A 14,493-nucleotide genomic window follows, 5' to 3' on the forward strand; every position below is an offset into this window, starting at 1 on the left:
CGATCTTCAAGCCTTTCAAACCTGAGTTCGACTCGGAATTTCAGGTCGATGTCGCCCCAAGAACAACTCGGTCAGTCCCCTCGCCCCCCTGGGGAGAGGGTTAGGGTGAGGGGTGGATCTAAGCCACACCCACATCCCGCATCAACAACCCAAACCTCAAATCCACCGCATCCGGTATCGGCAGATACACCGTATGCCCATCCCCCGGCGCCACCTCGATCGGCTCGCCTTTGACGTTTTGCAGTTGATGCAAATCGAATTGGAAGTTGCCCTTGGGCGTCATCAGTTCCATGTGGTCGCCCAGGCAAAATCGGTTCTTCACCTTGATTTCCGCCATCCGGTCACGCCGCTCGCCGGTCAGCTCACCGACAAACTGCTGCCGCTCCGACACCGAACTGCCGTGCTGATAGTTCTGGTATTCGTCATGCACATGCCGACGCAGAAAGCCTTCGGTGTAGCCGCGCTGGGCGAGGGATTCCAGATCCGTCATCAGGCTGCGGTCGAACTCACGACCGGCCACCGCGTCGTCGATCGCCCGACGGTAAACCTGAGTGGTCCGCGCGCAATAAAAGTGGGATTTGGTCCGACCCTCGATTTTCAATGAGTGCACACCCATTTGCGTCAGGCGCTCGACATGCTGCACCGCGCGCAGGTCCTTGGCGTTCATGATGTAAGTGCCGTGTTCGTCTTCGAAGGCCGGCATCAGTTCGTCGGGCCGATTGGCTTCCTGCAACAGGAACACCTGATCGGTCGGGGCGCCGATGCCCAGGGTCGGTTCGGGCTGGAAAGTTTGAACGATCTCGCCGAGCTGATTTTCCGTGGCCTCTTGCGCTGAATATTTCCAACGACAGGCGTTGGTGCAGCTGCCCTGATTGGCGTCGCGCTTGTTCATGTAACCCGACAACAGGCAGCGACCGGAATAGGCCATGCACAAGGCGCCGTGGACGAACACCTCCAGCTCCATGGCCGGGACTTGCTCGCGGATTTCGGCGATTTCTTCCAGGGACAGTTCCCGCGACAGGATGATCCGGCTCAAGCCTTGTTGCTGCCAGAACGCGACACTGGCCCAGTTCACCGTGTTGGCCTGTACCGAAAGGTGAATCGGCATCTGCGGATAATGCCGGCGGACCAGCATGATCAAGCCCGGGTCGGACATGATCAGCGCGTCCGGCGCCATGGCAATCACCGGCGCCAGGTCTTTGAGGAAGGTTTTTAGCTTGGCGTTGTGCGGGGCGATGTTCACCACCACATAGAAGCGCTTGCCTTGAGCCTGGGCCTCGTGAATGCCGAGGGCCAGATTGGCGTGATCGAATTCGTTGTTACGCACCCGCAGGCTGTAGCGCGGCTGACCGGCGTACACCGCATCGGCGCCGTAGGCGAAGGCATATCGCATGTTTTTCAGGGTGCCGGCGGGGGCGAGCAGTTCTGGAGGCAGGAGAGTCATGGCAGAGTCGGTCACAAAAGCCGCCAAGAGTAAGCGGCTTGCCCCGAGGGTTCATTGATCTGGATCTATGCTTGATGAACAAACGGATGGCACTCGCGCGAACCGTGGCGGACTAAGCATCAGGACGCGACATTGTGTCCTTGCGGACTGACATGGATCGGACATGAACGAAGAGAAGCTACAAGACAAATCACTGGTGATCTTGCTGGGGCTGGTCACCGCCGCTTTCGTCTGGATTTTGCTGCCGTTTTACGGCGCGGTGTTCTGGGCGGTTATCCTCGGCATCCTCTTCTCGCCCCTGCAGCGACGACTGCAACTGAAGTTCGGCTGGGAGCGCAACCTGACGGCGTTGCTCACCCTGAGCATCTGCCTGGTGATCGCGATTCTGCCGGTGATTGTCCTCAGTATCTTGCTGGTCCAGGAAGGGGCTGCGCTGTACAAGAGCATCGAAAGCGGCGAGCTGGACATCGCCGGGTATGTGACGCATTTCAAACTCAGCCTGCCGCCGTACTTCCAGCACTTGCTCGATCGGGCCGGGGTAGGCGAGCTGGACGGGCTGCGGGAGAAAATCATAAAGAGTGCGGTGACAGGCAATGAGTTTATCGCCACGAAGGCTTTCAGTTTTGGCCAAGGCACGTTCGAGTTTGTGGTGAGCTTTTTCATCATGCTCTACCTGTTGTTCTTCTTTCTGCGGGACGGCGCCGAACTGGCACGTAAAGTTCGCGCCGCGGTGCCGCTGCAGGAGCACCAGAAACGCCGTTTGCAACTCAAGTTCAATCGTGTGGTTCGAGCGACAGTGAAGGGCAACCTGCTGGTGGCGATCACGCAGGGTGCATTGGGCGGTTTGATTTTCTGGTTTCTGGATATTCCGAGCGCGTTGCTCTGGGCGGTGCTGATGGCGTTTCTGTCGCTGTTGCCAGCGGTGGGGGCGGGGATTGTCTGGGCGCCGGTGGCGGCGTTTTTCCTGTTCGCCGGAGCGATCTGGCAGGGCGTGGTGCTGGTGCTGTTCGGGATTTTTGTGATCGGCTTGGTGGATAACGTGCTGCGGCCGATTCTGGTGGGCAAGGATACCAAGATGCCGGACTATCTGATCCTGATCTCGACCCTTGGCGGTCTGGCGATCTTCGGCCTCAATGGTTTTGTGATCGGGCCGCTGATCGCCGCGCTGTTCATGTCGAGCTGGGCAATCTTCATTGAAACCAAGCCGCGGGTGCAGCTGCCTTAAGCGCTGATTTTGCCCTGGCCGATGCGTTGCGACAGTGCCTGGGCGGCCGGCAGCGAGGTGAGCGGACCGCTGATCGGTTCGCCGTCCTGCACCAGGTACCAACAGGCGAGCAATCCTAGCTCTCTGAGCGGTGCGGGAACGGCGCTGCCGATAACGGACATGATCTGAACCTGGGACATAAGTACCTCCATCAATCTATGGAGCTACCTTACGGACCGAACGCCTGAACGGACAATCAACGCTTTCGATAGTCGTCATTGATGCCAATGAGTTATCGGTTCAGTCGACCACCAGATCCAGCATATGAACCACTTCCTGCTCGTTGAGCAGGCCTTTTCGCACCAGGTTTTCTGCCAGCAGCGAAAGAAACTTGGCGCTGCGATGGCCTTCCAGGTGCTTGAGTTCGGTCAGTGCGTTGTACACCTTGCTGGAAGTGCACAAGCCGACAATTCGGTGCGGGTTTTGCGTGGGCATGAGGTCGTCCTTGTTTTTATCAACCTGTTGTTAACGGACAGATCCAAGATTGCGGACCCGACATGACATAAATATGACCGTTTTCCCCAAAGCGGGGAAAGGGTGGCGAGTCAATCTTGCCAACTTGAACCGCAAAGACTGTCCCGACAGCGACCTTGGCGAGATTTATCCAGACCTCTGCCGACGGACGGTCACAAAAAAGGCCCCGCTGTTGAGGCGGGGCCTGATGATTCCGTTACCAGCGGCCATAACCGTGGGGAGGGCCGTAGTAACCGCGCGGTGGACCGTAATAACCACGTGGCGGACCGTAGTAAACCGGCGGCGGGCCGTAATAGACCGGTTGTTGCACGTAGACCGGTGCCGGCTGGTAATAAACCGGTGGCGGTTGCATGTAAACCGGTTGTGGCTGAGCGTAAACCGGTTGCTGTACATAGACCGGGCGGTTGCTATTGATGATGGCCGAACCGACGATGGCCGTGCCAACGATCGCGCCAAATACCGCCGGGCCTTCCCAACCGTGACCGCCGTGACCGCCGCCAGCCTCTGCCTGCCCTGCGATAGCAAGAGCACCGATCAGCAAGGCTACTGTGGGGATTTTACGGATCATGATAGTTCCTCGGTTCTTCGCCCCGGCGCTTGTGTCTGCAATAGACCCAAGGATTGTCGCGGGGATACTTCTAAGACAGCGTTTTTTTCAAAATCAGCACAGCTGTTGGGTAAATTATGTGTAAGGTCTGTACTAGCTTCTTTACAGTTCAGTGAGGCCGCATGCAGACACACCGTTATGATCGATCAGACCCGATGGATTGGCTAATCCCGTCCATCTGAAAGTGCTATTCAAGGAGATTTTTCATGCAGATGAACCCCAACAGAGACACCCAGCTGTGCATGTCGCTTTCCGCACGCCCCGGGAACTTCGGCCTGCGGTTTCACAATCATCTGTATGAGCAACTGGACCTGAATTTTTACTACAAGGCCTTCAGCAGTCAGGATCTGCCAGGCGCCGTTGGCGGCATTCGCGCTCTGGGGATTCGCGGTTGCGGCGTGTCGATGCCGTTCAAGGAGGCGTGTATTGCGCTGGTCGATGAACTGGACCCCTCCGCTGCGGCCATTCAATCGATCAACACCATCGTTAACACTAACGGCCATCTCAAGGCTTACAACACCGACTACATCGCGATCGCCCAGTTGCTTGACACCCACCAGGTGCCGAAGGAATTGACCTTTGCCCTGCGCGGCAGCGGCGGCATGGCCAAGGCGGTGGCCAGTGCCTTGCGCGATGGTGGCTACAAAAATGGCCTGATCGTTGCCCGTAACGAGCGTTCCGGACGGGCGTTGGCCGAATCGCTGGGCTATCGATGGCAAGCGGAGCTGGGTTCGGAGCGGCCGCAGATGCTGATCAACGTCACACCGATCGGCATGTCCGGCCCCGAGGCCGATCAGCTAGCGTTCGATGTTGAAACCATCGCTGCTGCCGAGACTGTCTTCGATGTAGTGGCAGTCCCCTCGGAAACACCTTTGATTGTGCGCGCTCGTGCTGAAGGCAAGAGAGTGATCACCGGGCTGGAAGTGATCGCGATCCAGGCGCTGGAGCAGTTCGTGCTGTACACCGGCGTGCGGCCGACCGATGAGCAGTTTCACAAAGCCGTGGAATTTGCCCGAAGTGGCCTTGGCTATCCTGGTGCCCAGCAAGCGAAACCGTGACTGAGGTGACTCATGCATCCTGCCATTCTTAATCTGGATCAGGCCGAACTTGAGCCGCTGCCCGAAGCGTTTGCCCCGACGGGAGACACCGCCGACTGCTATCAGCAACGGCAGGCGCGGATCGGCCAGCAACTTGGCGCGCAGAAACTGGGTTATCGCCTGTACGCGCTGGAACCGGGGATGCGTGGCAGCCCGTTTCACAGTCATCGGGTCAACGAGGAGATGTTTTACATCGTGGCCGGGGAAGGGGAGATTCGCTTGGGCGCCGAGCGCTTTCCCGTTCGCGCCGGAGATGTCATTGCCTGCCCGCCGGGCGGCCCTGAAACCGCGCACCAGATCATCAACACCAGCAACGCTGAACTGCGCTACCTGGCGGTCAGCACCCAACAATCACCCGAGATTTGCGAGTACCCGGATTCCGGCAAGTATGCGGTGATGGACGACTTCAAGGTCGACGCCGAGGGCAATGCCTCGGGCTTCGTCGCCGTCGCCAGGCCGGCGGACGGCGTGGATTATTGGGACGGCGAGTAACGCAGGGTTATTCGAGGCGGGCCAGACGCTCTTCCAGCGCCGCAATTCGCGCCTCAAGCTCTTCAATCCGCTCAACCGATACGCCGCCACCCGCGCCACGCTCGGTCGGGTTCTGCCGTGCCGCCAGGATCACTTCGATGTCCGCCGGGTCGCCCAAGGCGTGCATATAGCGGTCTTCACGCTGACCGGCCTGGCGCGGAATCAACAGCGCCAGACCGCGAGCGATCAAGCGTTCCAGCTGATGCACCACCTGCTCGGCATCTTCAAAATCATGCATGCGGCCGCTGCGGGTCAGCAGCTCATTGACCGTTTGCGGACCGCGCAGGAACAGCAGCCCCGCAAGAATGACTTGAGCCGGCACCAGTTCCAGTGCCTTGTCGACCTTGTGTTCCCAGCGATCCGCACGGCTGCCCATCACCAGTTTGGTGAAGCCTCGTCCTTCGAGGGCGCGCAGGCTTTGGCCGACCTGACCCTGGGTCAGGTTCATCACCGGCTCGCGGCTGGTTTTCTGATTGCAGGCAATCACCAGCGCATTGAGGGTCAGCGGATAGGTTTCCGGGCTGGTGGCCTGTTTTTCGATCAACGAACCCAGAATGCGGATTTCCGTGCTGTTGAGTCGCGGCTCGTCGAAGGTCGTTTCTTGCTCAGTACTCATGATTCTGCATTCCTTCCCGGGTTCATGATTTTCTCCTGCTGGCATGCACTTTAGATTGACGTGTGCCAATGGCAACTGAATTCGTCGCCGTACCTTGGCAAAGGTCACAAAACCTAAATCAACGTGTCACGCCATCTTAACAATCAGACGTGCACCGTATGCATGGCTGCAGATGACTGCGGTTCATCACGGGTACGGCGAAAATTCCCATCGGCGACGTCACCGGCCTTATTAATTGTGCAGTGGAGCAAGGCATGAAGTTGACGTGGGTATCGACCCGCAATAATGCGCTGATCGGCGCGCGCCCGCTATGACCGTACTGGTCACCGGTGCCGCCGGTTTCATCGGGTATCACACGGTCAAGCGCCTGTGTCAGGAAGGTCTTGAGGTGGTCGGTATCGATAATCTCAACGACTACTACAGCGTGGAACTCAAACACGCACGGCTCAAAGAGCTGAAGCCCTTTTCGGGCTTTCATTTCCAGGCACTGGATATCGTCGACAAACCGGCCTTGATGGCATTGTTCAAGGATCACGGCTTCACAGAGGTTATCCATCTGGCTGCCCAGGCCGGCGTTCGCTACTCGCTGGACAACCCGGACGTGTATGCGCAATCGAACCTGGTGGGGTTTCTGAATGTGCTCGAAGCCTGCCGGCACTATCGACCCGAGCATCTGATTTATGCATCGAGCAGCTCGGTGTACGGCACCAACAGCAAAATGCCGTTCAGCGTCGAAGACGCCGTCGATCATCCGATTTCGTTGTATGCCGCCAGTAAGCGTGCCAACGAGCTGATGGCCCACAGCTATTGCCATCTGTATGGACTGAAGGCCAGCGGCCTGCGTTTTTTTACCGTTTACGGACCTTGGGGGCGGCCCGACATGGCGCTGTTCAAATTTACCGAAGCGATCCTCAACGGCAGGCCGATTGACCTCTACAACCAAGGCCAGATGTCGCGCGACTTCACCTACATCGACGACATCGTCGAAAGCATTGCGCGCCTGCGCCCAAGGCCGCCGTTATCGGACGGACCTGGTGATGGTACCAATCGGATCTTCAACATCGGGCGCGGCACGCCGGTGGCGCTGCTGGATTTCGTCGATTGTCTGGAGTCGGCATTGGACAGGGAAGCCCGGCGCAACTTCCTGCCGCTGCAGGCTGGCGATGTGGTCAAGACCTGGGCGGATGTGTCGGCATTGGCACAGTGGGTCGATTTCCGTCCTCAAGTGACAGTTGAAGCCGGCGTAGCGGAATTTGTGAAGTGGTATCGCCACTTTTATCAGAGATGAAACGTTGGCCCTTGATCATAAAAATCCAGGGTAATAGGGGCCTCTATGAGCCAAGACATATTTGTATCCGTCCTGATTCCGGCAAAGAACGAGGCGAGCAATCTCACATCGCTGCTCGAAGAAATCCGTATCGCACTGGTCGATGAGGCGTATGAAATCATCGTCGTGGACGATGGCAGTACTGACGCCTCCTTGCAGGAACTGCGGCAAACCCGGCACAGCGGCCTGAGCACGTTGCGTATCCTGCGCCATGAGCGTTCGCTGGGGCAGAGCACTTCGCTCTACCATGCGGCGCTCGCCGCTCGGGGCCAATGGCTGGCCACGCTCGATGGCGACGGTCAGAACGACCCGGCGGATATCCCCGGCATGCTGGCATTGGTGCGCAGCGAGCAGGGTCGCGTTGACCTTCAGTTGGTGGCCGGGCACCGGGTCAACCGTCGCGATACCGCGAGCAAGCGTTGGGCCTCGCGTTTTGCCAACGGGTTGCGCAGCCGGATGCTCAAGGACCAGACGCCGGACACCGGCTGCGGGCTGAAACTGATACAGCGGGCGGCGTTTCTGCGCTTGCCGTACTTCGATCACATGCACCGGTTCATTCCTGCGCTGATCCAGCGTCATAACGGCCGGATGATCACCCATCCGGTCAACCATCGGCCCCGCACGGCCGGGGTATCCAAATACGGAAACCTCGACCGCGCCCTGGTGGGCATTCTCGATCTGATCGGCGTCTGGTGGCTGATCAGGCGCACGCGTCTGCATGCCCATGCGCAGGAGATCGAAGGATGAATCTGTCCCGCGAAACCCTGTGGCTGGTGGTCGGTTTCAGTGGCCAGATCGCCTTCACCGGTCGCTTTGTCCTGCAGTGGTTGTACAGCGAATACAAGAAACGCAGCGTGATTCCGGTGAGCTTCTGGTACCTGAGCATCGTCGGCAGCGCGCTGCTGTTTGCTTACGCCATCTACCGACAGGACCCGGTTTTCATCGCCGGTCAGGCGTTCGGTTCCATCGTCTATTTGCGCAACCTGCAATTGATTGCCCGCAGCAAAACCTTGAAGGACTGAACCGTGCGCCGAACCCTGTCACCCAGCGTCGAATGCCTGGGGCTGATGTTGCTTGCTCTTTTGTTGGTCGGCGCCGGGTTTGGGCTGCGTCAGCCGCAGAATGTCGACGAGGAGCGTTTCCTCGGCGTTGCGCTGGAGATGCTGCACAACGGTTCTTGGTTGATTCCGCACCGAGCCGCGGAGATCTACGGCGATAAACCGCCGATTTTCATGTGGACGGTGGCGTTTTTCACCTGGCTCACCGGGATGCCCGCCATTGCCCTTTATATTCCGGGGCTTTTGTCGGCCACATCGGTCACGGCCATGCTTTATGACCTGGGTCGCCGGTTATGGAATCAGCGGGCCGGACGAACAGCAGCGCTGTTGTACCTGGCCACGTATCAGACGTACAGCATTCTGCGGACCGGTCAGATCGACAGTTTTCTGATTCTGTTCACTTCTCTGGGTATGTACGGCCTGGCCCGTCACCTGCTGCTCGGGCCCGCCTGGCGTTGGTTCTACGCGGGTTGCGCAGCCATGGGGATTGGCGTGATCACCAAAGGGGTCGGCTTCGTCCCGGCGTTGATGCTGATTCCGTATGCCTACGCAGTGCGCAAAGGCTGGCCTGGGGTGGTGGCCATGCCGGGCGAGGTGCGCAAGTGGTGCCTGGGTTTTTTGGTGGTGCTTGGCGCCGTTGCGATCTGGCTGCTGCCCTTGGCGGTGTCCATCGCATTCAATGGCGCTGCTGACGAAATCGCCTACGCACGGGAAATTCTGCTGCGCCAGACAGCGGGGCGCTATGCCGCCGCGTGGGATCATCGAGAACCGTTCTGGTACTTCTTCGTCAACGTCATCCCGCAATACTGGTTGCCGTTGGTACTGGCCTTACCGTGGCTCGTGCCCGCCTGGCGCAGGCAGCTGCACAAGCGCGACGGTCGAGTGCTGGTGCTGCTGGGTTGGGTTGTACTGGTGGTACTGTTCTTTTGCCTGAGCAGCGGCAAACGCAAGTTGTACATTTATCCGGCGTTGCCAGGGCTGGTGCTGGTTGCAGCGCCGCTGATTCCGTGGCTGCTCAAGCGCTGGTTCGGCAAGCGTCCGCGCGGTCGGCGGGTATTTCAGGTGTTGGCCGTCACGTGGTTCACGCTGTGGTTCGCTCGCGGTTTCATCGACCCGGTCAAGGACGGACCCAATCCCCACGAGGCGCTGATGGCGCAAGCAGCGGCGATGACCCAAGGTGCGGATCTGGTGCTGGTCAACTGGCGCGAGGGCCATTGGTTGTTCGCCCGACAGCCGATCGTGCATTTCGGGATGATCGGCTCCACGGTCGAGCAGGCCGCTCAATGGCTGCGCGAACACCGCCAGGCGTACGCCTTGGTGCCGGATGAACTGCTGAGCCGGTGTTTCAATCCGCAGGCCGCCCGTGAACTGGGGGAAACTTCGCGTGCACAGTGGTCGATCGTCGGTGCCGATGCTGATAACGGCCGTTGTCATCCCGGACAGCCAGCCAATATCTATCGCTTCACCTGGGACCGCGCATCGCTATAATCGCCCCACGTTTCCCTCCTGTCACAACACGAGACTGCCATGACTATTTCCCTGTACGCCGCTTCCGTCCCGGTTTTCAAACAAATGCTCAACGCCCTGAGCGACGTTTTGAACAAGGCCGAAGCCCACGCCACTGCCAAGAACATCGACCCAAACGCTTTTCTGCAAGCCCGTCTGTACCCAGACATGTTCCCGCTGGTTCGTCAGGTGCAGATCGTCGTTGATTTCGCCAAGGGCGTTTCCGCGCGTCTGGCTGAAGTTGAATTGCCTAAATACGACGACACCGAAACCACCTTCGCCGAGCTGCAAGCGCTGATCGCCAAGGTGCTGGCCTTCATCGGCGAGATCAAACCGGAACAGATCGACGGCAAGGAAGGCATCGAAATCATCACCCGTCAGGGCACGCCAAAAGAGAAGCGCTTCACCGGCCAGGCTTACCTGCTGAGCTACGGTCTGCCGCAATTCTTCTTCCACGTCACCACCACCTACGCACTGCTGCGTCACAACGGTGTGGAAGTAGGCAAGCGCGATTACATGGGCGCTTTCTAAACCTCCAAGCGTAAAAAAGCCCGCCAAGGTGTGAACCTTGGCGGGCTTTTTAGTGCGCGGGTTTTACGCCAAACGCTCGGCTTTTTCGTCTTCGCCCAGACACGCCGCCGCGGTGAACAGTACGTCAGTGGAGGAGTTCAGCGCGGTTTCCGCCGAGTCCTGCAGCACACCGATGATGAACCCGACGGCCACCACCTGCATGGCGATTTCACTGGGGATGCCAAACAGGCTGCACGCCAGTGGAATCAGCAGCAACGAACCGCCCGCCACGCCCGAAGCGCCACAGGCACAGATCGCGGCGACGATGCTCAGCAGGATGGCGGTCGGAATGTCCACGGCGATGCCCAGCGTATGCACGGCGGCCAGGGTCAGCACGGTAATGGTGATCGCCGCGCCCGCCATGTTGATGGTTGCGCCCAGCGGGATCGAGACCGAGTAAGTGTCTTCGTGCAGGCCCAGGCGCTTGCTCAGTTCCAGATTGACCGGAATGTTCGCCGCTGAGCTGCGGGTGAAAAAAGCAGTGATGCCGCTTTCGCGCAAGCACGTGATCACCAGCGGATAAGGGTTGCGACGCAGTTTCCAGAACACGATGACCGGGTTCATCACCAGCGCTACAAAAAGCATGCAGCCCAGCAAAACCGCCAGCAGATGCACATAGCCGATCAAGGCACCGAAACCGGAGGTGGCGAGGGTCGAAGCCACCAGGCCGAAAATGCCCAGCGGCGCAAAACGGATCACCAGTCGCACGATCAGGGTCACGCCGTTGGACAAGTCGCCAAGCACCTCTCGAGTGGTGTCACCGGCATGGCGAATGGCAACGCCCATGCCAATCGCCCACGCCAGAATGCCGATGAAGTTGGCATTCATCAGCGCGCTGACCGGGTTGTCGACCACGCTCAACAGCAGACTTTGCAGCACTTCACTGATACCGCCCGGCGCGGTGACCGCAACGTTGTGAGTCGCCAATACCAGGCTCGAGGGGAACAACGTACTGGCGACAACAGCCACCACCGCCGCTGCGAAGGTCCCTAGCAGATACAGAAACAGAATCGGCCGGATGTGGGTTTCCTGGCCGTGCTTGTGGTTGGCAATCGAGGCCATGACCAGCACGAACACCAGAATCGGCGCGACAGCTTTAAGCGCCGATACGAATACTTTGCCGATGAACGCGGTGGACTTCGCCACCTCCGGCGCGAACAGGGCCAGGGCAATCCCGGCGATCAGGCCGATGATGATTTGTGTGACCAGGCTTAAGCGTTTCAGGCGTAACCATAGCGAAGGGGATGGAGCGGTCATAAAACGGCATCTCTGATTTTATTAGGTGCGGGGGTATCGCGACATCAATGCCAATCAATGGCCGATGAACAGGGTGTACGTATCGCAGGGCGCGGACTTTATCACAGCGTGGTCTTCATCCTTCAGACCTGTGACGATCTGCCGCCCGCGGGGTCAACGAGATCGGCAGGTTCGTGCAACCCTGATCGGAAACACTCTGTTAAGATTCGCCATCCTCATTTTCAAGTCATGCCAGTGGGCCTTCGGGCTATCGCTGGTGTCGTCGTTTTCTGGAGTTCTGCATGCTGTTGCCCATCCTTCTGTTGTCTGCCGCCGGTTTCACGGTGCTGACCACGGAATTCATCATCGTCGGCCTGTTGCCGGCGATCGCTCGAGACCTTGAAGTCAGCATCCCCCAGGCGGGTTTGCTGGTGACCTTGTTCGCCTTCACGGTCGCCGCATTCGGGCCGTTCCTGACCGCCTATTTCGCAAGGTTCGAGCGCCGCAAATTGTTCATCTCGGTGCTGATCATGTTCGGCCTGGCCAACACCCTCGCGGCGTTTGCGCCGAGCATCGGGGTGATGGCCATTGCCCGGTTGATTCCGGCGCTGGGCTTGCCAGTGTTCTGGGCGCTGGCCAGTGAAACCGCGGTGGACATTGTCGGCCCGGACTACGCCGGTCGCGCCATCGCCAAGATCGGATTCGGGATTGTCTGCGCCACGGTGTTCGGCATTCCGGTGGGCACACTGATCTCCGATGCGTTCGGCTGGCGCAGTGCCTTCGGCATTCTGGCGGTGATCGCGTTTGCCAAGGCGTTGCTGCTGTTTATCTACCTGCCGAAAACCAATCTGCATCAGCATCAAGTGAGCTTTCGCTCGCAGTTCAGAATCCTGCGCAGCCCGCTGATGCTGGGTCATGTGCTGCTGTCGATCCTGGTGTTTAGCGGCATGTTTACCGCTTACACCTATCTGGCGGACATTCTTGAGCGCCTGGCCGGTTTCAGCGGCACGGTGGTCGGCTGGTGCCTGATGGGCTTCGGCGCGGTCGGCTTGATCGGCAACTCATTGGGCGGCCGCGCGGTGGATCGTCATCCGTTGATCGCCTCGATGATGTTCTGCGCGTTCATGATCGCCGGCCTGGTGGCGTTGGTGCCGAACATTCATTCGCCGCTGGGTCTGGCAGCGGCGATGGGGATTTGGGGCGTGACTCAGGCGGCGCTGTTCCTGGTCAGCCATGTGCGATTGATGAAGGCTGCACCCGAAGCGCCGGCGTTCGCGGCATCGCTGAACATTGCCGGGGCTAACCTCGGGATCGGCCTGGGCGCCATGATCGGCGGTAGAGTCATCGACGGTGTAGGCCTGCAAGGTCTTGGTTTCGCAGCGGCCGCTTTTATCCTCGCCTCGATCCTCTTGGCCATCGCGCTGATGACCTTCAAGCCCCGCGAAGTCTGCGCCTGACACCTCACATCTCGGTGAACAGCTCGCGTCGGGCACCTTCGGTAATGGCGACAATGCCGGGGTGCTTGACCTTGCGTTCCACCGAAATGGCGTAGAACGACTCGGTCACCGCGTCGGTCTGGCCAATCAACTCCACGCCGTATTGGCGTATCACTTCATCGGCAATCACGCTCGGGCCGATGAAAATCCCGCTGCCGGATTGGCCGAAAGCCTGCATCAAGGCGCTGTCGTCGAACTCGCCGACGATGCGCGGCTGGATCTGCTGCTCGGCAAACCAGCGCTGCAAGCGACTGCGCACCACGGTCTCCGGCCCTGGAATCAGCAGCGGTGCGCCGTGCAGGCTGCGGGGGAAATCCTGACCGTATTGCGCCGTCAGTTCAGCAGTGGCGAAGAAGCTGATCCCGCATTCTCCGAGTTTCTGGCTGTAGCCCTTGATGTCCAGGTGCGAGGGCATCGGGCTATCGGAGATCACCAGGTCGAGCCGCTGGATCGCCAGGTCGGCGAGCAGGCGTTCCAGTTTGTCTTCGCGACAGGTGATGCGCAGCGGCTCGCTCAATTCCATGGTCGGCGCAATCAGGCGATAGACGATGGATTTGGGCACCACATCTGCCACGCCAACCCGAAACAGAATCTGCTGTTCGTTGGGCTGTGCTCGCAGCATCAGCTCCAGTTCGCCGCCCAGCTGAAACATTTGCTCGGCGTAGGGCAGTGTCTGACGCCCGGCTTCGGTGAGTTCCAGCTGCCGGCCGACCCGGCGAAACAGCTCGATGCCATAAGTTTGTTCGAGCAGGGAAATCTGCCCGCTGATGGTCTGCGGCGTCAGGTTCAGTTGCTCGCAGGCGCGCACGATGCTGCCGGTCTTGGCCACCACCCAGAAGTAATGCAGCTGTCGATAGTTGAGCATGGCGACCTACAGTTCGTAAAAACCGAAGTATAACCGCTAAAAATACGAATTTTCCTGAAGTGTTTGCCTCCCTAGAATGCCCCGCTATCGACGGGTGGCCTTTTCGCCCTGTCTGTTCTATCGAGGAAAGCATCATGAAGCTTAAAACCACGGCACTGCTGATCACGTCTTTACTGTTATTGGCCGGTTGCGACCAGGCTGAAAAAAGCGCTCAGCAACTGATGGGCAAGGCTGCCGAAACCGCCAAACAAGCGATCGATGACACCCACAAAGCCGCAGAGCAGGCAATCAGTGACGCCACTGGCGGGCTGATCAGCAACAAAGAACAACCGGCCAAAGAAACGGACAAAACCGAATCTACGTCCCAGGAAATCTAAACCGTCTTAAAAGAGTCAGGACTGA

General features: G+C 59.0%; 17 protein-coding genes. 10 read left to right on the plus strand and 7 right to left on the minus strand.

The window, feature by feature from the left end; all coding sequences use genetic code 11:
* Positions 1-118 precede the first annotated feature (118 nt).
* Positions 119-1,444 carry a prephenate-dependent tRNA uridine(34) hydroxylase TrhP gene (trhP, locus tag ACA056_RS09265; RefSeq protein WP_497272121.1) on the minus strand — a complete coding sequence of 442 codons (1,326 nt, stop codon included), beginning with the start codon at positions 1,442-1,444 and terminating at the stop codon, positions 119-121.
* Positions 1,445-1,607: 163 nt separating this feature from the next.
* Between trhP and ACA056_RS09270 the strand changes: the two genes are divergently transcribed.
* Positions 1,608-2,669 carry an AI-2E family transporter gene (locus tag ACA056_RS09270; protein WP_497272123.1) on the plus strand — a complete coding sequence of 354 codons (1,062 nt, stop codon included), beginning with the start codon at positions 1,608-1,610 and terminating at the stop codon, positions 2,667-2,669.
* Here the strand turns inward: ACA056_RS09270 and ACA056_RS09275 are convergent.
* From ACA056_RS09275 to ACA056_RS09285, 3 genes are all read right to left on the minus strand, one after another.
* Positions 2,666-2,848 (minus strand): hypothetical protein, encoded by a 183-nt coding sequence (locus ACA056_RS09275; protein ID WP_497272125.1) that lies wholly within the window; start codon positions 2,846-2,848, stop codon positions 2,666-2,668. The two genes, ACA056_RS09270 and ACA056_RS09275, sit on opposite strands and share 4 nt — an antisense overlap.
* Positions 2,849-2,948: 100 nt before the next feature.
* Positions 2,949-3,143, minus strand: coding sequence for a hypothetical protein (locus ACA056_RS09280; protein ID WP_003179723.1), 195 nt, complete (start codon positions 3,141-3,143; stop codon positions 2,949-2,951).
* Between the two features lie 235 nt (positions 3,144-3,378).
* Complete coding sequence (locus ACA056_RS09285) at positions 3,379-3,750, minus strand: hypothetical protein (protein ID WP_497272128.1); 372 nt, start codon at positions 3,748-3,750, stop codon at positions 3,379-3,381.
* A 245-nt stretch (positions 3,751-3,995) separates the two neighbouring features.
* Between ACA056_RS09285 and ACA056_RS09290 the strand changes: the two genes are divergently transcribed.
* Positions 3,996-4,847: a shikimate 5-dehydrogenase gene (locus ACA056_RS09290; RefSeq protein WP_497272130.1), complete on the plus strand. Its 852-nt coding sequence runs from the start codon at positions 3,996-3,998 to the stop codon at positions 4,845-4,847.
* 12 nt (positions 4,848-4,859) lie between these two features.
* Complete coding sequence (locus ACA056_RS09295; RefSeq protein ID WP_497272132.1) at positions 4,860-5,378, plus strand: cupin domain-containing protein; 519 nt, start codon at positions 4,860-4,862, stop codon at positions 5,376-5,378.
* A gap of 7 nt (positions 5,379-5,385) precedes the next feature.
* On the opposite strand, the gene ACA056_RS09300 is transcribed toward ACA056_RS09295, so the two are convergent.
* On the minus strand, positions 5,386-6,033 hold the full coding sequence (locus ACA056_RS09300) for a YceH family protein (RefSeq protein WP_074878482.1): 648 nt from the start codon (positions 6,031-6,033) through the stop codon (positions 5,386-5,388).
* 310 nt (positions 6,034-6,343) lie between these two features.
* On the opposite strand from ACA056_RS09300, the gene ACA056_RS09305 reads away from it, so the two are divergent.
* The 5 genes from ACA056_RS09305 to ACA056_RS09325 are packed head-to-tail and all read left to right on the plus strand — an operon-like array spanning position 6,344 to position 10,455.
* Positions 6,344-7,321: an NAD-dependent epimerase gene (locus ACA056_RS09305; protein WP_497272134.1), complete on the plus strand. Its 978-nt coding sequence runs from the start codon at positions 6,344-6,346 to the stop codon at positions 7,319-7,321.
* 45 nt (positions 7,322-7,366) lie between these two features.
* Entirely contained in the window at positions 7,367-8,107 is a 741-nt protein-coding gene (locus tag ACA056_RS09310) for a glycosyltransferase family 2 protein (RefSeq protein WP_497272136.1), read from the plus strand.
* Positions 8,104-8,382 carry a lipid-A-disaccharide synthase N-terminal domain-containing protein gene (locus ACA056_RS09315; RefSeq protein WP_076028031.1) on the plus strand — a complete coding sequence of 93 codons (279 nt, stop codon included), beginning with the start codon at positions 8,104-8,106 and terminating at the stop codon, positions 8,380-8,382. Before ACA056_RS09310 ends, ACA056_RS09315 begins: the two co-directional genes overlap by 4 nt.
* A gap of 3 nt (positions 8,383-8,385) precedes the next feature.
* Positions 8,386-9,906, plus strand: coding sequence for an ArnT family glycosyltransferase (locus tag ACA056_RS09320; RefSeq protein WP_497272139.1), 1,521 nt, complete (start codon positions 8,386-8,388; stop codon positions 9,904-9,906).
* A gap of 39 nt (positions 9,907-9,945) precedes the next feature.
* Positions 9,946-10,455 carry a DUF1993 domain-containing protein gene (locus ACA056_RS09325; protein ID WP_497272141.1) on the plus strand — a complete coding sequence of 170 codons (510 nt, stop codon included), beginning with the start codon at positions 9,946-9,948 and terminating at the stop codon, positions 10,453-10,455.
* Positions 10,456-10,518: 63 nt separating this feature from the next.
* On the opposite strand, the gene sstT is transcribed toward ACA056_RS09325, so the two are convergent.
* Positions 10,519-11,751, minus strand: a complete 1,233-nt coding sequence (gene sstT / locus ACA056_RS09330; protein WP_497272143.1) for a serine/threonine transporter SstT — start codon at positions 11,749-11,751, stop codon at positions 10,519-10,521.
* A 281-nt stretch (positions 11,752-12,032) separates the two neighbouring features.
* Here sstT and ACA056_RS09335 point away from each other — a divergent pair, with 281 nt between their 5' ends.
* The gene (locus ACA056_RS09335; protein ID WP_497272145.1) at positions 12,033-13,187 is read left to right on the plus strand and encodes an MFS transporter; all 1,155 of its coding nucleotides are present in this window, start codon (positions 12,033-12,035) and stop codon (positions 13,185-13,187) included.
* 4 nt (positions 13,188-13,191) lie between these two features.
* On the opposite strand, the gene nhaR is transcribed toward ACA056_RS09335, so the two are convergent.
* Positions 13,192-14,091: a transcriptional activator NhaR gene (gene nhaR / locus ACA056_RS09340; RefSeq protein WP_497272147.1), complete on the minus strand. Its 900-nt coding sequence runs from the start codon at positions 14,089-14,091 to the stop codon at positions 13,192-13,194.
* Positions 14,092-14,225: 134 nt separating this feature from the next.
* On the opposite strand from nhaR, the gene ACA056_RS09345 reads away from it, so the two are divergent.
* On the plus strand, positions 14,226-14,468 hold the full coding sequence (locus ACA056_RS09345) for a hypothetical protein (RefSeq protein ID WP_497272149.1): 243 nt from the start codon (positions 14,226-14,228) through the stop codon (positions 14,466-14,468).
* The last annotated feature ends 25 nt before the right edge of the window (positions 14,469-14,493 follow it).

The sequence above is a fragment of the Pseudomonas sp. LBUM1666 genome, from assembly GCF_059695775.1.